This is a genomic window from Pseudomonas sp. KSR10 (genome assembly GCF_022355455.1).
GTDB classification, from domain to species: Bacteria; Pseudomonadota; Gammaproteobacteria; order Pseudomonadales; family Pseudomonadaceae; genus Stutzerimonas; species Stutzerimonas stutzeri_E.
This window is the reverse complement of the sequence record NZ_JAKOEN010000004.1, coordinates 140,410-166,437: the sequence shown is the minus strand read 5'-3', so window position 1 is coordinate 166,437 and position 26,028 is coordinate 140,410. Positions and strand designations below refer to the sequence as shown.

Genomic DNA, 26,028 nt, shown 5'->3' with positions numbered 1-26,028 from the left:
TGACAACCCACCGCACCCTACACCTAAAGTCGCTGTTGGAGCGTGGTGAGCGAACAGGCCGGACGACAGGCGTTATCAACGTTTCGCGACGTCCGGCAGTCGAACCAGAACAACTACAAAACAGAACAGGTGGCACATGAACTACTCCGGCCTCAACTTCGCCCTCGGTGAAACCGTCGACATGCTCCGCGACCAGGTGCGCGGTTTCGTGGCTGACGAGCTGGCGCCCCGCGCCGAAGCCATCGACCGTGACAACCTCTTCCCCAGTGACATGTGGCGCAAGTTCGGCGACATGGGTCTGCTCGGTATCACCATAGACGAGGAATTCGGCGGCGCTGGCATGGGTTATCTGGCGCACGTCATTGCCATCGAGGAGATCAGCCGCGGCTCGGCTTCGGTTGGACTCTCGTACGGTGCGCATTCGAACCTCTGCGTCAACCAGATCAACCGCAACGGCACACCCGAGCAGAAGGCCAAGTACCTGCCCAAGCTCGTTTCAGGCGAACACGTCGGCGCCCTGGCGATGAGCGAGCCGAATGCCGGCTCCGACGTGGTCTCGATGAAGCTGCGTGCAGACCGCAAGGGCGATCGCTTCGTGCTCAATGGCAGCAAGACCTGGATCACCAACGGCCCGGACGCCAACACCTACGTGATCTATGCCAAGACCGACCTGGACAGAGGCGCCCACGGCATCACTGCGTTCATCGTCGAGCGTGACTGGAAGGGATTCTCGCGTGGGAACAAGTTCGACAAGCTCGGCATGCGCGGCTCCAACACCTGCGAGCTGTTCTTCGATGACGTCGAGGTGCCGGAAGAGAACGTGCTGGGCGTCGAGAACGGCGGCGTGAAGGTACTGATGAGTGGGCTGGACTACGAACGCGTGGTACTGGCCGGCGGCCCGGTCGGAATCATGCAGGCCTGCCTTGATGTGGTCGTGCCCTATATCCACGACCGCAAGCAATTCGGCCAGAGCATCGGCGAATTTCAGTTCATCCAGGGCAAGGTGGCCGACATGTACACCCAGCTCAATGCCAGCCGCGCCTATCTCTACACCGTGGCGCAGGCCTGCGACCGCGGTGAAACCACCCGCAAGGATGCCGCTGGAGTGATCCTCTACACCGCCGAAGCGGCAACGCAGATGGCCTTGCAGGCCATCCAGATCCTCGGCGGCAACGGCTACATCAACGAATTTCCCACTGGCCGACTGCTGCGCGACGCCAAACTCTACGAAATCGGCGCCGGTACCAGTGAGATTCGCCGGATGCTGATCGGCCGCGAGCTGTACAACGAAACCAAATAAGTTCGCCGAATAACGGTGGGCTGAAGCGGAACGTCGCTCGGCCCACGCTACGCAAGATATTCAATTCGGAGTGAGCCGCATGGCTATCCTGAATACCCAGATCAACACCCGCTCCCCCGAATTCGCCGCCAATCGCGACGCTATGCTCGAGCAGGTGGAAAGCCTCCGCACCCTGCTCGGCCGTGTCAGTGAAGGCGGTGGCGAGAAGGCCCAGCAGCGTCACATCGCCCGCGGCAAGTTGCTGGTACGCGACCGCATCAATGCCCTCCTCGACCCCGGTTCGGCGTTTCTCGAAGTCGCGCCGCTGGCGGCTTACGAGGTTTACGGCGAGGACGTTGCCGCCGCTGGCGTGGTCGCCGGCATCGGGCGCGTCGAAGGCGTCGAATGCATGGTCATCGCCAACGACGCCACGGTAAAAGGCGGCAGCTACTACCCATTGACCGTGAAGAAACACCTGCGCGCCCAGGCCATCGCTCAACAGAACCGCTTGCCTTGCATCTACCTGGTGGACTCGGGCGGTGCCAACCTGCCGCGTCAGGACGAGGTTTTCCCGGACCGCGAGCACTTCGGCCGCATTTTCTTCAACCAGGCCAACATGAGCTCGATGGGCATTCCGCAGCTTGCCGTGGTGATGGGCTCCTGCACCGCCGGCGGCGCGTACGTGCCGGCGATGGCCGATGAAACCGTCATGGTGCGCAACCAGGCGACGATCTTTCTCGCTGGCCCGCCCCTCGTGAAAGCCGCCACCGGCGAAGTGGTCACCGCTGAAGACCTGGGCGGCGCCGACGTGCACTGCAAGACGTCCGGTGTGGCCGACCATTACGCCGAGAATGACGAGCATGCACTGGCTATCGCCCGTCGCTGCGTGGCCAACCTCAACTGGCGCAAGCTCGGCCAGCTGCAGAGTCGCGAACCACGCGCGCCGCTGTACGCCGCCGACGAGCTGTACGGGGTGATCCCGGCCCAGGCCAAGCAGCCTTATGACGTGCGCGAGGTGATCGCACGGCTGGTCGATGGCAGCGAGTTCGATGAATTCAAGGCCCTGTTCGGCACCACTTTGGTCTGCGGCTTCGCCACGCTACACGGCTACCCCATCGCTATCCTGGCGAACAACGGCATCCTCTTTGCCGAAGCGGCGCAGAAAGGTGCGCACTTCATTGAGCTGGCCTGTCAACGCGGCATCCCGCTGCTGTTCCTGCAGAACATCACAGGCTTCATGGTCGGGCAGAAGTACGAGACCGGCGGCATCGCCAAGCACGGCGCCAAGCTGGTCACCGCGGTGGCCTGCGCCCAGGTGCCGAAATTCACCGTGGTCATCGGCGGCAGCTTCGGCGCCGGCAATTACGGCATGTGCGGACGCGCCTATGATCCGCGCTTCCTGTGGATGTGGCCCAACGCGCGCATCGGCGTGATGGGTGGCGAACAGGCTGCAGGCGTACTGGTACAGGTCAAGCGTGAGCAGGCTGAACGCAGCGGACAGGAGTTTTCCGAGCAGGACGAAGCCCACCTCAAGCAGCCGATTCTCGAACAGTACGAACGCCAGGGACACCCCTACTATTCCAGCGCCCGGCTATGGGACGACGGGGTTATTGACCCGGCGCAGACACGCGATCTGTTGGGCCTGGCACTCTCGGCCAGTCTCAACGCGCCGATCGAGCCGACCCGCTTTGGCGTATTCCGGATGTGAGCGGCGCTCACGCCCCCAGTGATCGAGGATTTGCCGTCATGACCGATTTCACCACCGTACAACTGGAAATGGATCCGCGCGGCTTCGCCACGCTCTGGCTCAATCGACCGGAAAAAAACAACGCCTTCAACGCCGAGATGATCCGTGAACTGGTGCTCGCCATCGATCAGGTGCAATCGGACAAGAACCTGCGCTTCCTGCTGCTGCGCGGGCGCGGCAAGCATTTCTGCGCGGGGGCCGATCTGGCCTGGATGCAGCAATCGGCGAAGCTGGACTTCGATGCCAACCTCACCGATGCCCGTGAACTGGCTGAAATGATGTACAGCCTCTACCACTTGAAGCTGCCGACGCTTGCGGTCGTGCAAGGCGCGGCCTTTGGCGGCGCAGTCGGGCTGATCGCCTGCTGCGACATGGCTATTGGCGCGCAGGACGCACAACTGTCGCTCTCGGAAGTGCGCATCGGCCTCGCGCCAGCGGTGATCAGCCCCTTCGTGGCCAAGGCCATCGGCGAACGGGCCGCGCGCCGCTATTCGATGACCGGCGAACGCTTCAGCGGCGAACGCGCTCGCGATCTTGGCCTGCTGTCGGAAACCTATGCCGCTGAAGCGCTGGACGACAACCTCTGCGGCTGGATCGACACGCTCCTGCTGAACAGCCCGCAGGCCATGCGCGCCAGCAAGGATCTGATGCGCGAAGCCAGCAGCGGATCGCTCAACCCGGCGCTTCGCCGCTATACCGAAAACAGCATCGCCCGTATCCGCGTCAGCCCTGAGGGGCAAGAAGGCTTGAATGCCTTTCTGGAGAAGCGCAAACCGAATTGGATGCAGGAGCCACAACAATGATAACCACCCTTCTGGTGGCCAACCGCGGCGAAATCGCCTGCCGCGTGATGCGCACCGCCAAGGCCATGGGCCTGACCACCGTCGCCGTGCATAGCGCAATCGACCGTGACGCACGCCATGCGCGCGAAGCCGACATCCGCGTCGAGCTCGGTGGTGCCAAGCCCGCCGAAAGCTATCTGATGATCGACAAGCTGATCGCCGCAGCCAAAGCCAGCGGCGCCCAGGCGATCCACCCGGGCTACGGCTTTCTGTCCGAGAATGCTGATTTCGCCCGTGCCATCGAAGGCGCCGGGCTGATTTTCCTCGGCCCGCCCGCCTCGGCCATCGACGCCATGGGTAGCAAGTCAGCCGCCAAGGCGCTGATGGAAAAGGCTGGTGTTCCGCTGGTACCGGGCTACCACGGTGAAGCCCAGGATGTGGAAACCTTCCGCGCTGCCGCCGAGAAGATCGGCTACCCGGTGCTGCTCAAGGCCACCGCCGGCGGTGGCGGCAAAGGGATGAAGGTCGTGGAGCGCGAAGTGGATCTCGCCGAAGCACTGCAATCGGCCCAGCGTGAGGCGCAATCCTCGTTCGGCGATTCGCGGATGCTGGTGGAAAAATACGTGCTCAAACCACGCCATGTGGAGATTCAGGTGTTCGCCGACCAGCACGGCAACTGCCTGTACCTCAACGAACGCGACTGCTCGATCCAGCGGCGCCATCAGAAGGTCGTCGAAGAAGCACCAGCGCCAGGCCTCTCCCCCGAATTGCGCCGAGCCATGGGCGAAGCGGCGGTCAAGGCGGCGCAGGCCATCGGTTATGTCGGTGCTGGCACCGTGGAGTTTTTGCTCGATGCGCGCGGGGAGTTCTTCTTCATGGAGATGAACACCCGCCTGCAGGTCGAGCATCCAGTCACCGAAGCCATCACCGGTCTCGATCTGGTCGCCTGGCAAATCCGCGTCGCCCGCGGTGAACCCCTGCCGATCAGCCAGGATCAGGTACCGCTTAACGGCCACGCCATCGAGGTGCGACTGTATGCCGAAGATCCTGACAATGACTTCTTGCCGGCCACCGGTACCCTCGACCTGTATCGCGAATCCACTGAGGGGCCGGGTCGTCGGGTCGACAGCGGCGTGGCTGAAGGCGATACGGTTTCGCCGTTCTACGACCCCATGCTTGGCAAGCTGATCGCCTGGGGCGAAAACCGCGAAGAGGCGCGTCTGCGGCTGCTGGCTATGCTCGGCGAAACCTGTGTTGGCGGTGTGCGCACTAACCTGGCGTTCTTGCGGCGGGTGGTTGGGCATCCTGCCTTCGCGGCGGCGGAACTGGATACCGGCTTCATTCCCCGGCACGAAGCCGAACTGATGCGCCAGCCAGGCGAACTGGCGGATGCGTTCTGGCAGTTGGCCGCTGAGCTGTACATCGAAACCGAACCGGCCAAGGTACGCAGTGATGACGTCCACTCGCCCTGGTCGAATCGCGCCGGTCTGCGCTTCGGGATGCCGGCGCGGATTGGCGTGCACCTGACGTGTAACGGTGAAAACCGCCTGGTGCGGGTGGATGAACCGGCCATTCAGCGCGAACCTGTAGCTGGCGGGGTACGCAAGCCGAAGGCAATTCGCCAAGGCCACACGCTCTACCTGGAGTGGGACGGCGAGCTGCACGCGGTAACCGCATTCGACCCCATCGCCGAAGCCGAAGCCAGCCATCAGCACCACGGCGGCCTGACGGCCCCTATGAATGGCAGCATCGTGCGCGTCCTGGTCGAGACCGGGCAAAGCGTCGAAGCCGGGGCCACGCTGATCGTGCTTGAAGCGATGAAGATGGAGCACAGCATCCGTGCGGCAGAAGCCGGCATGGTGAAAGCCGTCTACTGTGCCGAAGGCGAGATGATCAGCGAAGGCACCACGTTGGTGGAGCTTGAGTGATGACCGGTACCGACGGCTGGCAGATCCGGGAGCGCCTGCCAGTGGCGCCCCCCGGTGATAGCCTGCAGGACGTCGGCGCTGCCCTTTGCAGGACCGGGCTCGCTCGCCAGCCGGGCCCCTCGCGAGAACGCCCTAGCAGACCAATTCGCTCCAATAGAAGTACAAACGCCGCTCAATGGCTACATGCGGAAACGACGCACAAGTCCATTCAGGCCCACCGCCAGGCGCGAGAGCTCCTGAGTCGCCACGCTGGTCTGCTGGGCGCCAGCAGATGTTTGCACCGAAAGATCGCGAATGCTGACCAGGTTGCGATCGATCTCACGGGCGACCTGCGCCTGCTCCTCCGACGCACTGGCAATTACCAGATTGCGCTCGTTGATCCCGGCCACCGTCTCGGCGATCCGCACCAGGGCGACGCCAGCCGCCTCGGCTTTATCGAGTGTGCCCTGGGCGCGAGCGGCACCCTGTTGCAGCGCTTCAACCGTCCGCCCCGTGCCTTGCTGGATGCTACCAATCATCGATTCGATTTCGCGGGTCGACTCGCCGGTACGTTTGGCCAGCGCTCGTACTTCATCCGCCACGACAGCGAAGCCACGCCCGGCATCGCCGGCGCGAGCAGCTTCGATGGCCGCATTCAGCGCCAGCAGATTGGTCTGGTCGGCGACGGCACGGATCACATCCAGTACTCGGGTGATGTTATGGGTCTGATCGGCCAGTTCGCCGGCGCGTGCCGAAGCGCTGACGACGTCATCCGCCAACGCCTGAATCGATGCGATCGCCTCTTCGAGCTGCTTACGCCCCTGCTGAGCCGACTCGCTGGAGGCCCGCGACGCTTCAGAAGTGGACACGGCATTGCTGGCCACCTCTTCGACCGCGCAGGTCATTTCGTTCACCGCAGTGGCCGCCTGCTCGATCTGGTCGTTCTGCCGCTGCAGGCCCTGGGTGCTGTCCAGCATGACAGCGCTCATCTCTTCGGCCGAGGCGGTCAATACATGGGCCGAATCGTTGATCTGGCCGATGATGTTACGCAGGTTGATCTGCATTTCGCTCAACGAGGCCAACAGTTCGGTCGCTTCGTCATTGCCATCGACATGCACATCATGGGTGAGGTCGCCTTTGGCTATCTGACTCGAAACGGCGACAGCCCGACGCATGGGCCGGACGATACTGGCGGTCAACAGCAGGGCCAACGCAACGGTCGAGACCAGCGCAATCAGGATCACCGAGGCGATCACTATCTGCGCCTTCTGGTAAACGGAAGTAGCCGCCTCCACTGCATGGTGAGCGCCCTCTTCGTTGAAGGACCGGAGCTTCGACAAGGCCTGCTCGAACTGGTGGCTAAGATCGTTAACCCGCGCCTCAGCCCTGGCGGCCTGCTCGGCACTCAGGTTGCTATCAAGCACGCGCTGCCGTTCCTGAAGCGCCTGCGGATAATTCGCGTATACCTCCTTGACGATGCTAAATGTACGAGCCTCGTCGGGGTTGGAGATGTGATTCTCATAACGAACCATCAGGCGACCGATTTCAGTCATTGCCGCGGCGATCTCCTCACCACTCTTACGAAGCGTTTCGGCATCGTGAAAAGCAAGCTGACGCATGGATTCGATCCGTACGTGAGCGAAGTTCAGCGCCATATCGTCAGCGGCCGCCTGGCTTGGCATCCAATCGGAGTCGATTTCGCTGCCTGCGGCACGTATCGCCGCCATCTGCATCAGACTAAACAACCCAAGCGCGGTCAGCAGTACAGCGACAAGCGCAAAGAACAACAGCGTACGGTGGGAGATCTTCAGTTTGCGTAGCATGGCGGTTCTCGAACGTGGTGCCCCGCCAAGGAGCGGGTCTTCCAAAGTTATCTGCCATGCTGCTGGGAACTTGAGGGAGCAGAGTCGCCGTATGACCCATGGGTCTCCCCAATTTACCGGGACGGCACCGGCACTTGTTCATGAGGACAATCGATGACTACAACCACCGCAATGCCACGCCGGGTACGCCTGGTTGAAGTGGGCCCCCGAGACGGGCTGCAGAACGAAAAGCAGCCGATCAGCGTGGGCGATAAGGTACGCCTCGTGGACGACCTGAGTGCCGCCGGCCTGCATTACATCGAGGTCGGCAGTTTCGTGTCGCCCAAGTGGGTCCCACAGATGGCTGGTTCGGCCGAGGTATTCGCGCAGATCCGGCAGAAAACCGGGGTCACTTACGCCGCCCTGACGCCCAACCTGAAAGGGCTCGAGGCCGCCATCGAAGCCGGAGTCAGCGAGGTTGCGGTGTTCGGCGCCGCTTCCGAGGCTTTCTCGCACAAGAATATCAACTGCTCCATCGAAGAAAGCCTGGCGCGCTTCGCGCCGCTGATGGCAGTCGCGCGAGAGAACGGCATCCAGGTGCGCGGCTACGTGTCCTGCGTGCTCGGTTGTCCCTACGAAGGCGAAGTGGACCCCAAGCGCGTCGCACATGTCGCTCATGAGCTATTCGCCATGGGCTGCTACGAGGTGTCGCTGGGAGACACCATCGGCACCGGCACACCGGGCAAGACCCGGCAGCTGTTCGAGACGGTCAGCCGTGAGGTACCGCGCGACAAACTCGCCGGGCACTTTCATGACACTTACGGCCAGGCGTTGGCAAACATCTATGCCAGCCTGCTGGAAGGCATCTGCGTGTTCGACAGTTCGGTTGCAGGCCTGGGCGGCTGCCCATACGCCAAAGGCGCCAGTGGCAACGTGGCCAGCGAGGACGTGCTCTACATGCTGAACGGCTTGGGCATCGAAACCGGCGTCGATCTCGACGCCCTGATCGCCGCCGGACAATGCATCAGTGACGTGCTGGGACGACCCAACGGCTCACGAGTCGCTCGTGCGCGCCAGGCAGCGCAATGACGACAAAACACCCGCTTGCACCGGCGCGTTCCGGTCCTATGGTTTGAGTGGCGGCACACGGAAAACACGAGGTTCACATGAACAAGCTCTATCCCAACGCCCAGCAAGCGCTCGATGGCCTGATCGAAGACGGCATGACGCTCGCCGTGGGCGGCTTCGGTCTGTGTGGCATCCCTGAAGCGCTGATCGAGGCACTGCGCGACACCGGCAAGAAGGATCTTACGGTGATCAGCAACAACGCGGGTGTCGACGGCTTCGGCCTGGGCGTACTGCTGGAAACGCGCCAGGTGCGCAAGATGATTTCCTCCTATGTCGGCGAGAACAAGGAATTCGAACGCCAGTACCTGGCCGGCGAATTGGAACTCGAATTCACGCCGCAAGGCACCCTGGCCGAGAAGCTGCGTGCAGGCGGTTCCGGCATTCCCGCGTTTTTCACCCGCACCGGCTACGGCACGTTGATCGCCGAAGGCAAGGAAACGCGCCAGTTCAATGGCGAGTGGTACGTGATGGAAGAATCGCTCACCGCCGACATCGCCCTGGTCAAGGCGCACAAGGCCGACAAGGCGGGCAATCTGGTGTTCAACAAAACCGCGCGCAATTTCAACCCGCTCGCAGCCATGGCCGGTAGGGTCTGCGTGGTGGAAGTCGATGTACTGGTCGAAACCGGCGAAATCGACCCCGACCAGGTCCATCTGCCCGGCATCTATGTGCAGCGCATCATCCACAACCCGAACGCCGAGAAGCGCATCGAGAAACGCACGGTGAGGAGCTGATCATGGCCTGGACACGTGAACAGATGGCGCAACGCGCCGCGCAGGAATTGCAGGATGGCTTCTACGTCAACCTGGGGATCGGCCTGCCGACGTTGGTGGCCAACTATATTCCGGACGGCATGGATGTCTGGCTGCAGAGCGAGAACGGTCTGCTCGGCATCGGTCCGTTTCCCACCGAGGAGGAGATTGATCCGGACCTCATCAACGCTGGCAAGCAGACCGTCACCGCCCTCCCCGGCAGCGCCTTTTTCGACAATGCCATGAGCTTCGGCATGATCCGCGGCGGTCATATCAATCTGGCGATTCTTGGCGCCATGCAGGTGTCGGAGAAAGGTGATCTGGCCAACTGGATGATCCCCGGCAAGATGGTCAAGGGCATGGGCGGCGCAATGGACCTTGTCGCCGGGGTCAAACGCGTAGTGGTGCTGATGGAGCACACCGCCAAGGGCGCGCACAAGATCATCAAGCAGTGCGATCTGCCGCTGACCGGCGTCGGCGTGGTCGACCGTATCATCACCGACCTGGGCGTGTTGGACGTCACGGAACAGGGACTGAAGCTGGTCGAACTGGCTGACGGGGTCACCTTCGAGCAGATTCAGGAAGCGACCGGCTGCGCGATCCAACGCTGACGCAACGAGCGCTGGCTAAAAGCCACTGGGCATCGGGTCAGCGCAGCGTGTAGCCTTGGCTCGTTTCACATAAGTACAAGCGCCCGGTTCGTCGCGAGCCGCGGGTGGACAGGCAAGACTGGATATATTCATGGCAAAGCAGACCTACAGCATTTCCGATTTGGCCAACGAGCTCGACATCACCACCCGCGCCATACGCTTCTATGAAGAGCAAGGCATGCTCTCGCCGACCCGCCGCGGCCAGGAGCGCATCTACACCCCCAAGGACCGCGTCGCGCTCAAGCTGATCCTGCGCGGAAAACGCCTCGGTTTCTCGCTCGCCGAATGCAAGACGCTGATCGAGCTGTACGATCCCAAGGCGGGCAACCAGAAGCAGCTCAACATCATGCTCGGCATGATTGCCGAACGCCGCCAGCAGCTTGAGCAGCAACAACTGGATATCCAGCAGATGCAGCTGGAGCTCGATACTGCCGAAGAGCGCTGCCTCACCGCATTGAAAGCGACCCTGGGCAAAGAAGCGAGCTGAATGCCCAACGCACGGCGAGCGCCTAGCGCCGTCTCGGTAACCGTCCCCCCGTTCTTAGCCGCAGCGACTCGCCACAACCACGTGGTGGGGTCGCCGTCTCGGCGTGTCCAACGCACTCACCGTCCAGACCAAAAGACACTTTTCCAGATTATTGGACATACAAAATAATCCGCGCTCAGCATGTCCAGCCTGCTGGACAACACTTTCACCAGGTTGTTGGTGAAATGGCTCTGGGACGCGCGTTTCAACGTATTCATCGGGTCAGGCACAGAACCTGCTAAGTGATAAGCGCTAGAGGCCAGAATATCTGGCGGACGAGCGACCGGATGTCACTCGCCCGCCTCCACTGCGCAGCGCCACACCGGGCTGCACCTTCTGGTTATCCAAAACAACAAAAACAAGGAAACCTGCGATGTCAGTAAAGAAAAAGCTATCCCGCCTCGCCTGTGCCATTGGCGCAACCACACTTCTCAGCGCCACCCTGTTAAGTGGAAACGCGATGGCCGCCGAGAAGATTCGCTGGCAGGTGCCGTTGGCCTTTCCATCCCATCTCGTCGGCCTGACCACGCCGGTCAAGCACCTGTCCGAGTCGCTCAAAGCGATTTCCGGTGGCGATATTCAGCTGCGCTATTACGAACCCGGCGAACTGGTCCCGCCATTCGAGATCATGGATGCGGTGAGCAACGGCAAGTATCCGGCCGGCTACACCTGGATCGGCTACGACCAAGGCACCATCCCAGCGCTGCCGCTCTACTCCGGTGCGCCCTTCAATATGGAGCCGCCAGCATATCTGGCCTGGTACTACGAGGGTGACGGCAAAAAACTGCTCGAAGAGATCTACGCCAAGCGCAACATCCACCCCATGCTGTGCAGCATCATCGGCCCGGAAGGCGCCGGTTGGTTCGCCAAGCCGATCGAGAAGCTGGAAGACATCGACGGCCTGCGCATTCGCTTCGCCGGTATCGGCGGCAAAGTGCTGGAGAAGCTCGGCGCCTCGGTCACCATGATTCCAGGTGGCGAGATCTACCAAGCATTGGAACGCAAGACCATTGATGCCACCGAGTTCTCGCAGCCGGCTATCGACAAGATGCTGGGCCTGGATCAGATCATCAAGAACTACATCATGCCGGGCTGGCACCAGACGTTGACTACCTCCCACCTGCTGGTGAACAAGGGTGTGTGGGACAAGCTGGAGCCGCAGAGCCGTGCACTGATCGAGATGGGCTGTGAATCCGCCACGCTCAAGGGCTTCGCCGAAAGCGAGTGGGCCCAACCGACCGCACTGGGCGACTACGAGAAGCAGGGCGTGAAGGCTCAGGTGCTGCCCGAAGAAGTGTTGCGCGAGCTTGAACGCGTAACCAACGAGGTGCTCGACGAACTCGCCGCCAACGACGAGACATTCAATCGAGTCCTGACCAGCCAGCGCGAGTTCATGAAGCATCACTCGGTCTGGCACAGCAAGGGCTATCTGCCACGCGATTACTACCAGTACGACTGATCGCTGCGCACTGAGTCCGGCGCCCTGACAAGTAGGTGCGTCAGTCAGGTTCGAATGCTCGAGCCCCGATCAGGCGTTTCGATCGAGGCGTCAGGCAGCGAAACTCGTTGACCTAGCCAACCAACCAGGGCGCTGACGGCACGGCTTCGGTCGTGCCATTTCTTCACGAGTGCCGGATTACCGAGGTGGCCGTGTCCGTTCTTCCCGTTTCCCCTGACGATGCAGTGCCCACCGCCCATGCGGATGCACTGCCGCACAACAAATTTTCCCATTGGCTGGACAAGGCGCTGGTCGCCATCGGCGAAGCCAGCGCCTGGATCTGGCTGCTGGTGCTGGCGGTGGTGCTGACCAACGTCTTCAGTCGCTTCGTGCTGTCGCGCGGCTCGATCGCACTGGAGGAGCTGTCCTGGCATCTGTTCGGCGCGGCATTGATGCTCGCGCTCGCCTATGCCGTGGTGCGTGATGACCATGTACGCGTCGATGTGCTACGCGAAAAATTCACCCTGCACAGCCAGGCCATCATCGAGCTGCTATCCATCCTGCTCCTGGCTCTGCCGATCGTGCTGCTGATGGTGGATGCGCTGATTCCCTTCGCCTACCAGGCCTTCATCCACAACGAGCGTTCGCAGGCGCCGAGCGGCCTGCCGCACCGTTTCATCTTCAAGAGTGTGTTGCCGCTGGGCCTGACCCTGGTCGCTCTGGCCCTGCTGTCGCGGGCCACGCGTTGCAGCACCTTGCTGTTCAATTTCCCGCGGGCGTTGTCAGCCCCGACGAATGACCGCGACCGCGGCCGTTCGCAGCCCTGATGGAGTAATCGTAGTCATGGGTCTGGAACAAATTCTCGTCATCAGCATGTTCGCCTCGTTCATGGGGCTCCTGCTGCTTGGTTTCCCGGTGGCCTGGTCGTTGGCCGGCATCGGACTGCTGTTCGCCGTATTAGGCCATGTGCTGATCGAACACTTCGATGCCGACCTCTGGTTCACCTGGGACGGCACCATCGGCGTGCTCGATGCGCGCATCTACGGCATCGTCGCCAATGAACTGATGGTCGCCCTGCCGCTGTTCATCTTCATGGGCATCATGCTCGACCGTTCCGGCATCGCCGAGCGTCTGATGCACAGCCTGGTACGGGTCCTCGGTCCGTTGCGCGGTGGCTATGCAGTCACGGTGGTGCTGGTGGGCATCCTCCTGGCCGCCTCCACCGGCATCGTCGGCGCTTCGGTGGCACTTTTGGGCATGCTCTCGATCGGCCCGATGCTACAGGCCAAGTACAACAAGAGCCTGGCCGTCGGCACCGCCTGCTCGGTAGGCACCTTAGGAATACTGATCCCGCCGAGCATCATGCTGGTGTTGATGGCCGACCGCCTCGGCACTTCGGAAGCCTCGGTGGGCAAACTGTTCATGGGTGCGCTCATCCCTGGGATGATGCTGGCGCTGATGTACATCCTCTATATCGTCATCGCTTCCTGGCTGAAAAAGGATTTCGCGCCTGCACCGGCCAACCGCTCGAAGCTCGACGCCCGCGCGCTGCTCGACGTGTTCTGGGCCGTGGTGCCGCCTTTCGTGCTGATCCTCGCCGTGCTCGGGTCGATTTTCTTCGGTATCGCCACTACCACCGAAGCCTCCGCCGTCGGCGCGTTCGGCGCGGTGCTAATGGCGGCCTGCAGCCGCCGTCTGAACATGGCCGTGTTCAAGGAGGCGCTCTATCAGACCAGCCGCACCTCGGCCTTCATTTTCGGCATATTCATCGGTGCCACGGTGTTCGCCGCCGTGCTGCGCGGCCTGGGTGGAGACGACGTGATTCGTGCGGCACTCACCGGCCTGCCCTTCGGTCAGACCGGGGTGCTGCTGACGGTGCTGTTCATCACCTTCCTGTTGGGATTCTTCCTGGACTGGGTGGAGATCACCCTGATCATTCTGCCCCTGGTGGCACCGGTGCTGTTTTCCATGGGTGTCGACCCGCTGTGGTTCGCGATTCTATTCGCGCTGTGCCTGCAGACCTCGTTCCTGACGCCACCGGTGGGTTTTGCGCTGTTCTACATCAAGGGCGTATGCCCGCCCGAAGTGACCACCCGCGACGTGTATCTCGGGGTAGTGCCCTACATCCTGATCCAGTTGATCGGTCTGGCACTGGTGTTCTTCTATGCGCCTCTGGCCACATGGCTGCCCAACGAGGTGTACGCCCAGTAAAAACTACCTGCGTTGGCAATACTGCGTTGAAACCGGCCTCAGAAAGCCGCTTGCGGCTAACGCGCTTTAGCGCGGCCCGGAGGGCGAACGAAGTGAGTAATGCTCATTTACATAAAGTAAACTCGTACGCGAGCTCGGTCCGCTTCTTCGGCCGTTTGACTCGCTGCGCTCGCCCTTCGGGCCAGCCTTCGGCTGTTACTCCCGCTGGTCGTTGCGCCTTGTCTTGCCTGCCTCGCTAACGTTTTTCCAGCCTAGCTGCTCCGGCCCGGCTACCTTGCTTGAGGCAGCCGGGGCCTCCCATAAACGGCCGAACCCAAACGGATTTCTCTGCCCATGGCGATTGCGCGCAACGACCTCGACCACAACGGCCTGATCATCGGCGTTTCGCCGGAGCGTTTTCGCGCGGTGGCGATGCCGTTGCTGTTCGATCACCTCAATGCGCAATGCGAAGGCACCATCGCGGTCAACCGCCAGGCGCGCATCGTCTGGATCAATGACAAGTACGCCGAGAAGGTCGGCATCAGCGATCCGCGTAGCGTGCTCGGCAAGGAGATCGAGGAAGTGCTGCCGGCCAGTCGTCTGCGCGAGGTGGTGGAAAGCGGCCTGCCGAGCATGCTCGACCTGATGGCATTCGGTGACGAACATTTCGTGGTGACCCGTATCCCGCTGCGTGACGAGGACGGCACGCTCGTGGGCGCGCTGGGGTTCGTCCTGTTCGACCGGGCGCAGCATCTCAAACCGCTGATGTCCAAATTCAACATCCTGCAGACTCAGCTGGTCGCCACCCAGAACGAGTTGGCCAAGGCCCGCCGCGCGCGCTACACCATTGCCGGTTTCATCGGCACCAGCCCCGCCGCCAGCGAGGTCAAGCGCCAGGCCCGGCGCGCCGCACAGCTCGATGCCACGGTGCTGATCCGTGGCGAAACCGGGACCGGTAAGGAATTGCTGGCCCAGGGCATCCACAACCTGTCGCCGCGCGCTAACGGCCCCTTCGTCGCGGTCAACGTCGCGGCCATTCCCGAAACCCTGGTGGAAGCGGAGCTTTTCGGCACCGCACCCGGTGCTTTTACCGGCGCCGATCGTAAGGCACGGATCGGCAAGTTCGAAGTCGCCAACGGCGGTACCTTGTTCCTCGACGAAATCGGCGATCTGCCCATGGCGCTGCAGGCAAAGCTGCTGCGTGTATTGCAGGAACAGGAAATCGAGCCGCTCGGTTCCAACCAGGTCAAACCACTCAACGTACGGGTGATCGCGGCCACCCATATCGATCTGGAAGCCAAGGTCGCCACCGGGCAGTTTCGCGACGACCTCTACTACCGGCTCAATGTTCTCGCTCTCAAGGTGCCGTCACTGCGCGAACGTGCCAGCGATATCCCGGCCCTGGTGGAACACCTGCTCGATGACATCGCTAATCGATCCGGCCAGGCGCCGATGGAGCTCACCGCCGACGCCGTGGCGCTGCTCTGCGGGCAACCCTGGCGTGGCAACGTGCGCGAGTTGAGCAACCTGCTGGAGCGCGCACAACTGAACGCCGACGGTCTGCCGCTGGAGCCGAGGCATCTGCTGCCCTTGCTTGGCGAGCAGACCCACCGGGTCGCACCGCCGGCGGAACCAGCATTGTCCGCGGTCGAACTGCCCACGCTGGAAGATTCGCCCTTGCAGCTGCTGGCCGAAAGCGTTGCACAGGCCGAGCGCCGCGCACTGCAACATGCGCTGCGCGCCTGCAAGGGCAATCGCCGCCGTGCCGCTGTCGAACTGGGAATTTCTCGAGCGAGCTTGTATTCCAAGCTTCAACTGCATGGATTGAGCGAGCGGTAGGTCGCTGCGATAGCCACGCGGCCCCAGCCGCGTCGCATGCGAGCCGTGAGTTCGAATCTCACCGCCCCATCACTTATGGATTATCGGCCCTTCTGCTATTTTCGGTTGCTTTGGCCTCTGCGGAGCCAGATACGCATCGCTGGCGCGATGCACTCCAGCGGCGTGGCCATGCAGGAGCGCAGGCACGGACCGGCCGTGCCGACGGCAGCCATGGGTTTCGCCGCGCTAGTCGATCATTGCGCCAGCCAGCCGCCATCCACGTTCCAGGCCGCCCCGCGCACCTGCCGAGCGGCATCGCTACAGAGAAACAGCGCCAGGTCACCCAGCTCTTCAGGCGTGACGAAATCCAGCGAGGGCTGTTTCTCCATCAGCAGCTCACGGGTCGCTCGGCTCGGGTCGCCATGAACCTGCGCCTTGCTATCGATCTGCTGTTGCACAAGTGGCGTCAGTACCCAGCCGGGGCAAAGCGCGTTGCAGGTAATTCCAGTGGTTGCCGTTTCCAGCGCAACCGTTTTGGTCAGCCCGATCACACCATGCTTGGCCGCCACGTAAGCAGCTTTCTGCGCGGAGGCCACCAGGCCATGTACAGAGGATATGTTGATGATCCGCCCCCAGTTGCGCTCACGCATGCCCGGTAATACCAGGCGCATGGTATGGAACACCGAGGACAGATTGATGGCGATGATGCTGTCCCAGCGCTCGACCGGGAATTTCTCGACCGGCGCGACATGCTGGATACCTGCATTGTTGACCAGCACATCAAGGGAACCGAAATCACGCTCGGTCTGGCTGACCATGTCGCCGATCTGTTCAGCATCGGATACATCGGCCGGGTGGTGCAGCACGCGCGTGCCGTACCTGGACACTTGGGCGACAGCCGCCTCCACATCGCCGAAGCCGTTGAGCATCACGCTGGCGCCCGCCTCCGCCAGTTTGCAGGCGATGCCCAGGCCAATGCCACTGGTCGAACCGGTGACCAGGGCGGTTTTGCCTTTCAAGATCATGGCTGTCTCCGATAACGGCGAATGACGGTCAGGGCATTGGTGCAAAAGGCACCTTGCTGACAATCAGAATAGCGGCTGCCACGAAGGGCGCTGTGCGGGGCTATGGCAAAGCGGGACGGCATATGGCCGGCGGTCGCTCCCCCAGAACGTTCGAGTAAGGCATTCATGCAGTTTTCCTTATTGTTCTAATCGTCCCGCGCTCCAGTCGGCCGCTCGTTGACGGTGCGACTGGGATAACAAACGGGACAGTGGAAAACCAAGAGCGAAAGCCGTGCCAGACTTGACCGAGCGCCGACGAATGCCCGAATTGCACGGGTTGGGTGCGGCAGAGTCAGTCCGTCGCTGGCCTGGGCCACCGGATCCGCCAGCCGAGATGTCTAGAAAATTGAACATGCTTAACAGACAGCACACATTCATCGAAGCAATGTCCTGCAAGCTGGACAGAGCGCTTTGGCCGAAATGCTCAGCAGGCTTGTCGGCATCTCAAACGTCGCCCCCCGCGACGCGATACCCGGCCAATAGCAGACGATGGTGCACACCGGTTGTACGGATGGGCCGAACTCCAAACTATGAGCCTTTCTGGCCTAGGGGTAAATCGAGCATTGATTCACCTAGTGCCTCACGTCCACGCTCTATCAGAATAGTTGCAGCGCTTTGGATATCCCCTAGCTCCTTATTCTGGCTCAGCTTGAACTTGCCGATGAGCTGAGTGATCTCGATCTCCAGACCGACGATAGCCAGCATCATCGAGGCAATGTATTCCTTCGGTGCATCGGTCATTTTCCATGGCTTGGGCTCAGAGACCTCATGCGTACGGGTCAGCTTGGCGACCAACCCCCGCACATAGCGCTCATCATCCCGAATGGTAATGCGGCCGTGCGCATGTACCACCTTGTAGTTCCAGGTGGGTACCTGCTTGTGGTGTTCTTGCTTGCTCGGATACCAGTTAGGCGAGATATAGGCTTCCTCTCCCCGGAATACGACGAGCACCTCATCACCGTTCCGGACGTCTGTCCAAACCGGGTTATTGCGCGCGACATGGGCATGCAGCGTCCCAAACGCACCTGCCTCCGCGACCAATTCGAAGGGAATGTGATTGGCGTCCAAACCGCTTTCGCCATGTGTAAAAAGGACACCTAAAGGATGCTGTCTGACGAGCTGGAACATGGCGTCAGTCGAAGGGGGATCGAAGTGCTCTGGAACGTACATATCACCACCCGTGGGTTGACGGGACATCGTTAGAAAATGAGGAATTGGCCAGGCATCGCCGGACATGCAGCTGCAGGTATTGCAGCCATCTCAGTGCGAAAAATCATCGTCATGGATATTAGTCTCCCCGCCTGCCGAGCCCTAAAGCCATTGCGACAGGAGCATGGATGCCGGATGAAACGTCGCTCGACAGGCTTCGAAGCAACGAGGGATCAGACTGGCCCCTTACCACCAAAGCCAAAACTTCTCGACAACTCGGTACCTCCTTTGGACGTCACGCTCAGCGCCCTGGAGTCCAGATGACGAGTGACCCAGCCACGTTTAAGCATTAGCTCCAACAACGCCGCGCCCAACGCACCGCCGACATGCGGCGATCTCTCGCTCCAGTCCATGCACGGATACGCCAGGCGTCTGCGCTGACGGAGCACTGCGTCGATATCGATCCCCCGCCTCGCCAACGCTTCGGTTCCCACCTCGGTGAGTTTGTAGTCCCTGCCTTGCACCTGTATCCAATTCGCTTCAAGCAAGGCGTCGTGCAGCTTGACCGCGACCTCACCCGCGCAGTGGTCGTAACAGGTTCGCGCGTGCCTCAAAGCGGAGGGGGTCGAGGGCCGGAACGCCGCCGCGGAGCCATTGGCCAGAGACAACAGCGCCTCCAGAACCCGAGCCACCTGGGTACTGGCCAATCTGTAATACCGATGCCTGCCCTGCACATGCAGCTCGACCAGACCCTGTTCACGAAGGCGCGCGAAATGGCTGCTGGCGGTGGAAGCGCCTATATCGGCGACGGCCGCCAATTCGGTCGCAGTGCGAGCGTGTCCATCCAGCAGGCTGCATAGCATTCGCGACCGGGCTGGATCGGCGATGGCGCCTGCCACCGCAGCGAGATATGCGTCAGCGGTATCTACATCCATAGTTCGGCTACCCTCGAAGTGTTCCGTGTCGCCGTCATCATACTCAGGTTCAAACCACTTGAGCGGAGGCAGCAATGAACCAATCCTTTTTCGGCGGGAAAGTCGTAGCGGCAGCCTTTGTAACGGCTTTGTTCGGGTGGGGAATCGGCTTCTACGGCCCGCCGATATTTCTGTACACCGTCATCCAGAGAACCGGCTGGTCCGTGCAACTGTGCTCCGCCGCCGTCACCGTGCATTTTCTGGCTGGGACCCTCGTGGTCGTGAACCTTCCCAAACTGTACAGACACTTTGGTATCCCCCGGATCACCGCCCTGGGTTCGCTGCTGCTTTGCGTGGGCGTATATGGGTGGTCGATAGCGCGCGAGCCCACCGAACTGTTTGTCGCGGCAACGCTCAGCGGCCTAGGTTGGGTGACGCTGGGCGCAGCGGCAATCAACGCAATCATCGCGCCGTGGTTCGTTGCCAAACGTCCCGCCGCTCTGGCGATGGCCTATAACGGCGCCAGCATCGGCGGCGTGATTTTCTCGTCTGCTTGGGTCTATCTGATCGACCACTTGGGCTTTTCGCAGACCGCATTGCTGATAGGTGTGCTAACCATCAGCACCATCGGATTTCTCTCGCTAAAGATCTTCGGCGTTCTCCCAGAGCATCTGGGACAGCATGCAGATGGAGCCGAAGTCAGGCGTGCCGAGCATCATGCTCCGCCAATCGCATCGGCGATATCTCTCTGGAGCAACCCCCAGTTCGTCACCCTGGCGGCCGGAATGTCTCTGGGCCTGTTCGCGCAGATCGGGCTGATCGCCCATATGTTTCTGCTGCTGGCTCCCTATCTCACCGAGCAACAGTCCGGCCTTGCGATGGGATTGGCAACCGCGAGCGCCATTGCAGGCAGATTCCTGGTGGGTTGGTGCATGCCCGCGAATGCCAACCGACGAACAGTCGCTTGCATCAGCTACGCGAGCCAGTTGACGGGTTGCCTGATCATGGCAGCACTGCATACCCATCCCATCTTGTTGTGGATAGGCATCGTCATGTTCGGCGCAGGTATAGGCAACGCCACGTCCGTGCCTCCGCTCATCGCACAGGCCGAATTTCCCAAACATCAAACGCAACGCGTGATCGCACTGATCGTCGCGACATCACAAGGCTGCTATGCATTTGCCCCGGGCCTGTTCGGAATCCTGACATCGCTCACCGACGGACCGGGCTCGGCGATGCTGCTGTTCGGTTTCGCAGCCGTTCTTCAGGCAGCAGCCATCCTGGTTTTCATGCTTGGCGACAGTTCGACTCGAAGAAAAAACATGGTTCAGCGTACGGAAAATTGATCGCACTAATCCCCAATCATCTAGCCGGCCTCGGTAAGCAACCAGTCACGGAAGGCCTGCACCTTCGGCAGCTCGCCATTCTCTGGACGATAGACGACGTAGTACGCCTGCGTCAGGGGGCAATCCAGGCCTTTGTCAGCGAAGGGGCGGATGAGGTGGCCGGTATTCAAGTCCTCCTTGACCATCACACTGCGCGCCAGTGCCAGCCCTTGCCCCTCCATCGCTGCCTGCAGGACGGCCGCCGAGTTGTTGATGCGCAGGCCATGATCGCTCTTCACATGGTTGAAGCCCGATGCATCCAGCCACATTCGCCACGTGGGGTAGTCGCCATAATTTGCCATCGACAGGTCGTGGATCAGCGTGCAACGCGACAAGGCGTCGGCGGGCAATCGTCCGCTCTTCAGCAATGGATAGTTCGGCGAGCAAACCGGAAATATGACTTCGTCCATCAAACGAACGGCGCTTAAACCTGGCCAACTGCCGGAACCGTAGCGTACGCCGACATCGATACGCTCAGCCTGAAAATCCACTGAACGCGAATTGGTATCGAGCAACACATTCAGGTCTGGATAGGCCTGCTGAAACCGCTCGATACGGGGCAACAACCATTTTGAAGCGAAGGCGGGACTGACCGTGATGGTGAGTTCCGCGTGCACACCGGCGTCCTTCAACCGAGCAAAACCCAGCCCCAGTCGTTCGAAGCCCTCGCGTATATCAGGCAGTGCCGCACGCGCTGCATCGGTTAACACCAGGCGTGCCCCCCCACTTGCAGCGCGAGTGAACAGAGCGATCCCCAGCCATGACTCGAGGTTGCGCACCTGCTGCCCTACGGCTGCAGGGGTGACGTTCAACTCGGCTGCTGCGGCAGAAAAGCTCTGATGTCGCGCAGCCGCTTCGAAGGCGCGCAAGGCATTTAGGTACGCAGGCGTAGCCATTGAAAGTTTTTCTTTCTCGGAAAGCGAAATCTTATGCGTTGTCGGCAGTGTCTGGCAAATCAACAATTCGCAGCAGGTCGGCAAACTAACGTTACGCGAAGAGCCTTTGTCGGCCACCATTCCTTGCGCTCAGTAACACTGAGGAGATCAGAGTATGAATAGTTTTTCTAACAAGGTTGCCATCGTCACCGGCGGCGGTTCGGGTATCGGTAAGGAAGTCGCCAAGCGTCTGGTCACATCCGGCGCTTCGGTGGTTATCGGCGGACGCGATGCGGCCAAGCTGACCCAGGCAGCCCGGGAAATCGATGCCAGCGGTCGCCAGATACACACCCTGACCGGCGATATCGCCCACCCCAGCACTGCCCAAGCATTGGTCGACGTGGCGGTACGCGAATTCGGCGGCGTCGACATCCTGGTCAACAATGCGGGCGTGTTCAAACCCAAGCCGTTCCTCGAGGTGAATCCTGACGAGTATGACTGGTTCCTCGATACCATCCTCAAGGGCAAATTCTTCATGGCACAGGCGGCAGCCAAAGCCATGCTTCAACGCGGCGGCGGCGCTATCGTGCAAACGGGTTCGTTGTGGGCCATCCAGGCCATCGGTGCGACGCCTTCGGCAGCCTACTCCGCAGCCAATGCCGGTGTGCATGCGCTGACTCGCAACCTGGCCATTGAGCTTGCCAGCTCGAACATCCGCATCAACACCGTGGCCCCGGCTGTGGTCGAGACGCCGGTATACGGCACATTCATGAATGCTGAACAGGTCAAGGAAGTACTGCCGACGTTCAATGCCTTCCATCCTTTGGGGCGTAACGGCCAGCCGGGCGACATTGCGTCAGCCATCCTGTTCCTCGCCTCAAGCGAGGCTGCCTGGATTACTGGCACCGTGCTGCCGGTCGATGGCGGCGTAACCGCCGGCCGTCACTGAAGGAGTTTGCTCGATGCAGGATTGGAATGAATATTTTGGCGGGTTGATGAACCGGGCCGGTGAGTTCGCCCAATTCGCGCCACAAACCATGCGCGGACTGAACACCATGGGTAGCGCACCGGCCAAACATCTTGATCCGAAAACCCACGAGCTGATCGCGCTTTCGGTGGCCGTTACCACCCGCTGCGACGGCTGCATCGCGGTTCATGTTCAGGATGCGCTCAAGCATGGTGCGACCCGAGAGGAAATCGGCGAAGCCTTGGGCGTGGCCATCGCACTGAACGCGGGCGCTGCCCTGACCTACAGCGCTCGAGTATTCGATGCCATTGGGGCTTTCGGCGAGCCCTGATCTGCAATGGGCGCCTCTAAGCGCCCGCTTCTTATCAGCTCACCTTCTTCCTTCGAACAACGCCGCGATATGGGCCAACTCTGCGCCATCGGAGCGTGTAGAGATATGCCATAGCGAACCGGGATGCACCGCCGAGGCGTTGCTATGTCTCGCTCAGGAACTTCCAATCTGCTGGAGTGATATGCCCGCGCCGCTCCCCCGCGGCCGAATGGCTATCGCAAGACAAGCCACCACCGCCGACGCAATCAGTGCATTAAGGGAACTTGTAGCGGTCAGCGTGGCGCCAAATAGCGGCGTGCCGATAGCCTGGCCAATCGCAAGGAGAAGAAAGGGAATGCCTAAACCCAGGTCGGGACGGTCCGGAAGCAGGTTGATGCCTTGGATCAGATAGGCTCCCGTCGAGACGATATAGGCAGCGCCAAATACGCCCATAGCTACAACGCCGGAGATGGCCGACATGGAAGCTGTTGCCAGTCCTACGGTGCCAAGCGCCATTCCCAGCAGCGCAAATCCATGGACTCGTCCCGTACCGAAGCGGTTGACCAGAACACCAGTCAGCGATCCGCTGATGCCTGCCACGCCCAGCGCTATCCAGGCCCATGCAATACGGGCGTCGGTAAAGCCGAATTCATTGCGCAAGATATCCGCCCCGAACGTCCAGATGGCAGTGCTGGCCAAGCCCATCAAAAAGGCGCTCACGCTCAGCGCGTAAAGACCTGGCCGACCGAAGATCGCGAGGGAAAAACGCTGTGGGGCGTCGCCATTGGCGCGCGGCGGGACGGCGAACCAGAGCCACACCGTTACGCCTGCACCACACAGCGCGAACATGGCGTAAAGCTCGCGCCACGCACCAGCGGCCGTCAAGGCTGCCGCGCCTGAAAATACGATGCCTGCGGCCGTTCCGGCGTTGATCGCTCCATTGGCTTTAGGGCGGTCTTGGTCACCGAACCGGGCTGCAACCGCGGACGCGAGCGGAGGCGATGTCAGGCCAGTACTCACGCCTCCAAGCGTAATGCCTAGGCCCAGCGCCCAACCCGACCATGCAAAAAATACGAGCCCCATGCCAACGGTAGCAGCCAGTCCGGCCAAGCAAGCGATAGTGCGCGGACCGAGTTTGGCAGCGCTTAGAAATGCGAAGACGATACCGACGCAGTAAGCGGCAAAAGCACTGCCACCAATCCACCCGGCTACGGCTACATCGAGCGTCAGTTCCTCGCGGATTTGCGGCAGAAGGAGCCCATAGGCAAAACGTGCGAGACCATAGGAAAGCGCTGTCAGGGCGAAGGCTGCGGCGATGAGATTCAGGCCGCGGCTCATGAGTGCTCTACTCGGGCATGTTCGAGAAGCGACAACGCGGCAGCCTTGGCGTCGTCAATGACCGAAACACTTGTCACACTGGCCGCAGCAGTGGCGCCTTCGAACAGTAACCAGACTTGGGTGGAAAGCGCCGGGCTCTCATACCCAAGGGCGCTTTGAACGCGTTTTTCAACTTCGTTACGGAACTCACCCTTCTGCTGAAGAACCAGTGACACGATTGCGCCGCTGGCTTCGGCGTATTCGCTGCGCGCGCGCAGCAGCATGCATCCTCGCGCGCCGTGCTCTTCTATCCACTGCCGCAGCGTATCGAAAAGCGACTCAACCGGATTGACGTCCGCTGACTGCGCTTCGAGTTGCGTCATGAATGCATGATGCCTCGCTTCGAGCACCGCGATAACCAGTCCGTCTCGTGAGCCGAAGTGCTTGTAGAGCGTGCGGGTGGAGGCACCGGAAGGCGCGAGCGCACGATCGATCCCGATTCCTCGGAACCCCTCTGAGTCGAACATGCGGGCCGCGCCCGCGATCATTTCTTCACGTTTGTCCATGGGCTCAGTGTAAAACGATCATTTTACACGTCAAGCTTGCTACGGCTCTCAATGCCCATATGCCAACTCGCGCCCTACCGCGTGCCGCCTGGAGCAGGCTCCAACTCGCCACAAGAGTCGATTGAAAGGATTAGGCAAGGCCCCAGAGGCGCTGGCATGGGTACGTTGGGCACGGTGAAGTCAGGACGCGCGACATCGTTGCGCTCCTGCTCGCTTGTTCCGGCTAGAAACAGGTGCGCTACCCGGCGCTTTTGGCCTGGCTGATCATACCTAGTTCATCAGGTCGCAAAGTCAGCACCGAAACGCCAGAAGCGGTCACGGCAACGGTGTGCTCGAACTGCGCAGAAAGCGATCCGTCCTTGGTGACAACGGTCCATCCGTCTGCCTTGGTTCTGACATTCCGCGCGCCTCGATTGAGCATCGGCTCGATGGTAAAAACCATGCCCTCTCGCAGGACGAGTCCGGTGCCTGGCCTACCGAAGTGCAGCACCTGAGGTTCCTCATGCATCTCGCGGCCGATGCCGTGGCCGCAATATTCGCGCACCACCGAATAACCGTTGCGCTTGGCATGACGCTCGATTGCCGCCCCTATATCACCAAGCCGGGCACCTGGACGAACCGCCCGAATACCCTTCCACATGGCTTCGTAGGTAACCTGGACCAAGCGTTTGGCGGCTGGGCTGACTTCTCCGACAAGATAGGTCTTGCTCGAATCGGCGATATAGCCATTTTTCTCCAGGGTGATATCGAGGTTGACGATATCGCCATCTCGAAGCACTTCCGATTGCGATGGAACGCCGTGACAAACCACGTCGTTGATCGAGCAATTCAGCACGAAGCCGTAGCCATATTGACCTTTGCTGGCCGGCCGGGCTTGCAGTTCCCGGACAATGAAGTTCTCGACCATTTCATCAATCTGAAGCGTCGACATGCCAATCAGTGGGGTTCGATCCAACAGCTCGAATACGGACGCGAGCAGCCGGCCGGATTCAGCTAACAGCGCCAGTTCCCAGGGTTGCTTGATCATAGGTAGTTCATGGTCAATGGCTGAGCCGAGACCCCGGCGCCGCTGAGCTCGCGTTGGATGATCTCGTTGAAACTGAGCGTAGGGTTGGTCTCACACAGCATCCCCACCTTGATCCAGAAGGCCGCCTGCGCGTTGATCGAACGGCAGGAAACCTTCGTTGCCCGGCGCAATTGATCGTGTAGGTCGTCGTCGATGTTCACAATACCCATTGGCTTCTCCATATATGCTTCGTATATTAATAGCATATGTTTCGCTTACTTAAAAGCCAAAAGCAATTTTGGACGCTGAGACACGCCGTGGTAGTCGCTATGGAATGTGACAGGGGTGCGATTCGAGCGCTTGAAGGCGGCGATGGCAGCTGAAGGTAAGGCACTCGGCGAAGACTACCCCGACATCATCGTGGTAATAGTCATCGGTCATTGAGCAAGCGGAGCT

General features: G+C 60.9%; 24 protein-coding genes. 15 read left to right on the top strand and 9 right to left on the bottom strand.

Features of this window, described 5'->3' with window-relative positions:
• Positions 1-136: 136 nt before the first annotated feature.
• The 4 genes from MCB86_RS01580 to MCB86_RS01565 all read left to right on the top strand — a co-directional run bounded on the left by MCB86_RS01580 (position 137) and on the right by MCB86_RS01565 (position 5,736).
• Positions 137-1,300 (top strand): isovaleryl-CoA dehydrogenase, encoded by a 1,164-nt coding sequence (locus MCB86_RS01580; RefSeq protein WP_045161932.1) that lies wholly within the window; start codon positions 137-139, stop codon positions 1,298-1,300.
• A gap of 79 nt (positions 1,301-1,379) precedes the next feature.
• Positions 1,380-2,987 (top strand): carboxyl transferase domain-containing protein, encoded by a 1,608-nt coding sequence (locus MCB86_RS01575; RefSeq protein WP_045161931.1) that lies wholly within the window; start codon positions 1,380-1,382, stop codon positions 2,985-2,987.
• A 38-nt stretch (positions 2,988-3,025) separates the two neighbouring features.
• A complete protein-coding gene (locus MCB86_RS01570; RefSeq protein WP_239609318.1) occupies positions 3,026-3,829 on the top strand; it encodes a gamma-carboxygeranoyl-CoA hydratase in 804 nt (267 codons plus the stop codon).
• Positions 3,826-5,736, top strand: a complete 1,911-nt coding sequence (locus MCB86_RS01565; RefSeq protein WP_239609316.1) for an acetyl/propionyl/methylcrotonyl-CoA carboxylase subunit alpha — start codon at positions 3,826-3,828, stop codon at positions 5,734-5,736. The genes MCB86_RS01570 and MCB86_RS01565 overlap by 4 nt, the downstream gene beginning before the upstream one ends.
• A gap of 179 nt (positions 5,737-5,915) precedes the next feature.
• On the opposite strand, the gene MCB86_RS01560 is transcribed toward MCB86_RS01565, so the two are convergent.
• On the bottom strand, positions 5,916-7,538 hold the full coding sequence (locus tag MCB86_RS01560) for a methyl-accepting chemotaxis protein (RefSeq protein ID WP_239609313.1): 1,623 nt from the start codon (positions 7,536-7,538) through the stop codon (positions 5,916-5,918).
• Between the two features lie 171 nt (positions 7,539-7,709).
• Between MCB86_RS01560 and MCB86_RS01555 the strand changes: the two genes are divergently transcribed.
• The 8 genes from MCB86_RS01555 to MCB86_RS01520 all read left to right on the top strand — a co-directional run bounded on the left by MCB86_RS01555 (position 7,710) and on the right by MCB86_RS01520 (position 16,040).
• Positions 7,710-8,606 carry a hydroxymethylglutaryl-CoA lyase gene (locus MCB86_RS01555; protein WP_239609476.1) on the top strand — a complete coding sequence of 299 codons (897 nt, stop codon included), beginning with the start codon at positions 7,710-7,712 and terminating at the stop codon, positions 8,604-8,606.
• A gap of 77 nt (positions 8,607-8,683) precedes the next feature.
• Positions 8,684-9,379, top strand: a complete 696-nt coding sequence (locus MCB86_RS01550; protein ID WP_045161924.1) for a CoA transferase subunit A — start codon at positions 8,684-8,686, stop codon at positions 9,377-9,379.
• 2 nt (positions 9,380-9,381) lie between these two features.
• Positions 9,382-10,008: a CoA transferase subunit B gene (locus tag MCB86_RS01545; RefSeq protein WP_239609311.1), complete on the top strand. Its 627-nt coding sequence runs from the start codon at positions 9,382-9,384 to the stop codon at positions 10,006-10,008.
• Between the two features lie 130 nt (positions 10,009-10,138).
• Positions 10,139-10,534: a MerR family DNA-binding transcriptional regulator gene (locus tag MCB86_RS01540; protein ID WP_045161921.1), complete on the top strand. Its 396-nt coding sequence runs from the start codon at positions 10,139-10,141 to the stop codon at positions 10,532-10,534.
• Between the two features lie 412 nt (positions 10,535-10,946).
• Positions 10,947-12,032 carry a TRAP transporter substrate-binding protein gene (locus MCB86_RS01535; protein ID WP_239609308.1) on the top strand — a complete coding sequence of 362 codons (1,086 nt, stop codon included), beginning with the start codon at positions 10,947-10,949 and terminating at the stop codon, positions 12,030-12,032.
• Between the two features lie 224 nt (positions 12,033-12,256).
• The gene (locus MCB86_RS01530) at positions 12,257-12,838 is read left to right on the top strand and encodes a TRAP transporter small permease subunit (protein WP_345772235.1); all 582 of its coding nucleotides are present in this window, start codon (positions 12,257-12,259) and stop codon (positions 12,836-12,838) included.
• 16 nt (positions 12,839-12,854) lie between these two features.
• Positions 12,855-14,222, top strand: coding sequence for a TRAP transporter large permease subunit (locus MCB86_RS01525; RefSeq protein ID WP_239609303.1), 1,368 nt, complete (start codon positions 12,855-12,857; stop codon positions 14,220-14,222).
• Positions 14,223-14,555: 333 nt separating this feature from the next.
• Positions 14,556-16,040, top strand: coding sequence for a sigma 54-interacting transcriptional regulator (locus MCB86_RS01520; protein ID WP_239609301.1), 1,485 nt, complete (start codon positions 14,556-14,558; stop codon positions 16,038-16,040).
• A 233-nt stretch (positions 16,041-16,273) separates the two neighbouring features.
• On the opposite strand, the gene MCB86_RS01515 is transcribed toward MCB86_RS01520, so the two are convergent.
• The 3 genes from MCB86_RS01515 to MCB86_RS01505 all read right to left on the bottom strand — a co-directional run bounded on the left by MCB86_RS01515 (position 16,274) and on the right by MCB86_RS01505 (position 19,167).
• Positions 16,274-17,044 carry a 3-hydroxybutyrate dehydrogenase gene (locus MCB86_RS01515; protein ID WP_045161917.1) on the bottom strand — a complete coding sequence of 257 codons (771 nt, stop codon included), beginning with the start codon at positions 17,042-17,044 and terminating at the stop codon, positions 16,274-16,276.
• Between the two features lie 567 nt (positions 17,045-17,611).
• The gene (locus MCB86_RS01510) at positions 17,612-18,253 is read right to left on the bottom strand and encodes an FMN-binding negative transcriptional regulator (RefSeq protein WP_239609475.1); all 642 of its coding nucleotides are present in this window, start codon (positions 18,251-18,253) and stop codon (positions 17,612-17,614) included.
• 212 nt (positions 18,254-18,465) lie between these two features.
• On the bottom strand, positions 18,466-19,167 hold the full coding sequence (locus MCB86_RS01505) for a helix-turn-helix transcriptional regulator (RefSeq protein ID WP_045161915.1): 702 nt from the start codon (positions 19,165-19,167) through the stop codon (positions 18,466-18,468).
• A gap of 74 nt (positions 19,168-19,241) precedes the next feature.
• Here MCB86_RS01505 and MCB86_RS01500 point away from each other — a divergent pair, with 74 nt between their 5' ends.
• Positions 19,242-20,492 carry an MFS transporter gene (locus MCB86_RS01500; RefSeq protein ID WP_239609299.1) on the top strand — a complete coding sequence of 417 codons (1,251 nt, stop codon included), beginning with the start codon at positions 19,242-19,244 and terminating at the stop codon, positions 20,490-20,492.
• Positions 20,493-20,512: 20 nt separating this feature from the next.
• Here the strand turns inward: MCB86_RS01500 and gcvA are convergent, their stop codons facing one another.
• Positions 20,513-21,427 (bottom strand): transcriptional regulator GcvA, encoded by a 915-nt coding sequence (gcvA, locus tag MCB86_RS01495; RefSeq protein WP_239609297.1) that lies wholly within the window; start codon positions 21,425-21,427, stop codon positions 20,513-20,515.
• 154 nt (positions 21,428-21,581) lie between these two features.
• Between gcvA and MCB86_RS01490 the strand changes: the two genes are divergently transcribed.
• Entirely contained in the window at positions 21,582-22,355 is a 774-nt protein-coding gene (locus MCB86_RS01490) for an SDR family NAD(P)-dependent oxidoreductase (protein WP_239609295.1), read from the top strand.
• A 13-nt stretch (positions 22,356-22,368) separates the two neighbouring features.
• The gene (locus MCB86_RS01485) at positions 22,369-22,704 is read left to right on the top strand and encodes a carboxymuconolactone decarboxylase family protein (RefSeq protein WP_239609293.1); all 336 of its coding nucleotides are present in this window, start codon (positions 22,369-22,371) and stop codon (positions 22,702-22,704) included.
• Between the two features lie 153 nt (positions 22,705-22,857).
• Here MCB86_RS01485 and MCB86_RS01480 read toward each other — a convergent pair whose 3' ends face one another.
• The 4 genes from MCB86_RS01480 to MCB86_RS01465 form a co-directional block, all read right to left on the bottom strand.
• Positions 22,858-24,021 carry an MFS transporter gene (locus tag MCB86_RS01480; protein WP_239609292.1) on the bottom strand — a complete coding sequence of 388 codons (1,164 nt, stop codon included), beginning with the start codon at positions 24,019-24,021 and terminating at the stop codon, positions 22,858-22,860.
• Positions 24,018-24,566, bottom strand: a complete 549-nt coding sequence (locus MCB86_RS01475; protein ID WP_239609290.1) for a TetR/AcrR family transcriptional regulator — start codon at positions 24,564-24,566, stop codon at positions 24,018-24,020. The genes MCB86_RS01480 and MCB86_RS01475 overlap by 4 nt, the downstream gene beginning before the upstream one ends.
• 238 nt (positions 24,567-24,804) lie before the next feature.
• Positions 24,805-25,593, bottom strand: a complete 789-nt coding sequence (gene map, locus MCB86_RS01470; RefSeq protein ID WP_239609288.1) for a type I methionyl aminopeptidase — start codon at positions 25,591-25,593, stop codon at positions 24,805-24,807.
• Positions 25,590-25,802 (bottom strand): ParD-like family protein, encoded by a 213-nt coding sequence (locus tag MCB86_RS01465; protein ID WP_045161908.1) that lies wholly within the window; start codon positions 25,800-25,802, stop codon positions 25,590-25,592. The genes map and MCB86_RS01465 overlap by 4 nt, the downstream gene beginning before the upstream one ends.
• Between the last annotated feature and the right edge of the window lie 226 nt (positions 25,803-26,028).

Excerpts from the sequence above, each read along its gene's own strand:
- map (WP_239609288.1), bottom strand. The coding sequence starts at position 25,593 with ATGATCAAGCAACCCTGGGAACTGGCGCTGTTAGCTGAATCCGGCCGG.
- gcvA (WP_239609297.1), bottom strand. The coding sequence starts at position 21,427 with ATGGCTACGCCTGCGTACCTAAATGCCTTGCGCGCCTTCGAAGCGGCT.
- MCB86_RS01525 (WP_239609303.1), top strand. The coding sequence starts at position 12,855 with ATGGGTCTGGAACAAATTCTCGTCATCAGCATGTTCGCCTCGTTCATG.
- MCB86_RS01490 (WP_239609295.1), top strand. The coding sequence starts at position 21,582 with ATGAATAGTTTTTCTAACAAGGTTGCCATCGTCACCGGCGGCGGTTCG.
- MCB86_RS01560 (WP_239609313.1), bottom strand. The coding sequence starts at position 7,538 with ATGCTACGCAAACTGAAGATCTCCCACCGTACGCTGTTGTTCTTTGCG.
- MCB86_RS01485 (WP_239609293.1), top strand. The coding sequence starts at position 22,369 with ATGCAGGATTGGAATGAATATTTTGGCGGGTTGATGAACCGGGCCGGT.
- MCB86_RS01535 (WP_239609308.1), top strand. The coding sequence starts at position 10,947 with ATGTCAGTAAAGAAAAAGCTATCCCGCCTCGCCTGTGCCATTGGCGCA.
- MCB86_RS01520 (WP_239609301.1), top strand. The coding sequence starts at position 14,556 with ATGGCGATTGCGCGCAACGACCTCGACCACAACGGCCTGATCATCGGC.
- MCB86_RS01565 (WP_239609316.1), top strand. The coding sequence starts at position 3,826 with ATGATAACCACCCTTCTGGTGGCCAACCGCGGCGAAATCGCCTGCCGC.
- MCB86_RS01555 (WP_239609476.1), top strand. The coding sequence starts at position 7,710 with ATGCCACGCCGGGTACGCCTGGTTGAAGTGGGCCCCCGAGACGGGCTG.
- MCB86_RS01510 (WP_239609475.1), bottom strand. The coding sequence starts at position 18,253 with ATGTACGTTCCAGAGCACTTCGATCCCCCTTCGACTGACGCCATGTTC.
- MCB86_RS01480 (WP_239609292.1), bottom strand. The coding sequence starts at position 24,021 with ATGAGCCGCGGCCTGAATCTCATCGCCGCAGCCTTCGCCCTGACAGCG.
- MCB86_RS01545 (WP_239609311.1), top strand. The coding sequence starts at position 9,382 with ATGGCCTGGACACGTGAACAGATGGCGCAACGCGCCGCGCAGGAATTG.
- MCB86_RS01465 (WP_045161908.1), bottom strand. The coding sequence starts at position 25,802 with ATGGGTATTGTGAACATCGACGACGACCTACACGATCAATTGCGCCGG.
- MCB86_RS01505 (WP_045161915.1), bottom strand. The coding sequence starts at position 19,167 with ATGGATGTAGATACCGCTGACGCATATCTCGCTGCGGTGGCAGGCGCC.
- MCB86_RS01500 (WP_239609299.1), top strand. The coding sequence starts at position 19,242 with ATGAACCAATCCTTTTTCGGCGGGAAAGTCGTAGCGGCAGCCTTTGTA.
- MCB86_RS01570 (WP_239609318.1), top strand. The coding sequence starts at position 3,026 with ATGACCGATTTCACCACCGTACAACTGGAAATGGATCCGCGCGGCTTC.
- MCB86_RS01515 (WP_045161917.1), bottom strand. The coding sequence starts at position 17,044 with ATGATCTTGAAAGGCAAAACCGCCCTGGTCACCGGTTCGACCAGTGGC.
- MCB86_RS01575 (WP_045161931.1), top strand. The coding sequence starts at position 1,380 with ATGGCTATCCTGAATACCCAGATCAACACCCGCTCCCCCGAATTCGCC.
- MCB86_RS01475 (WP_239609290.1), bottom strand. The coding sequence starts at position 24,566 with ATGGACAAACGTGAAGAAATGATCGCGGGCGCGGCCCGCATGTTCGAC.
- MCB86_RS01540 (WP_045161921.1), top strand. The coding sequence starts at position 10,139 with ATGGCAAAGCAGACCTACAGCATTTCCGATTTGGCCAACGAGCTCGAC.
- MCB86_RS01580 (WP_045161932.1), top strand. The coding sequence starts at position 137 with ATGAACTACTCCGGCCTCAACTTCGCCCTCGGTGAAACCGTCGACATG.
- MCB86_RS01550 (WP_045161924.1), top strand. The coding sequence starts at position 8,684 with ATGAACAAGCTCTATCCCAACGCCCAGCAAGCGCTCGATGGCCTGATC.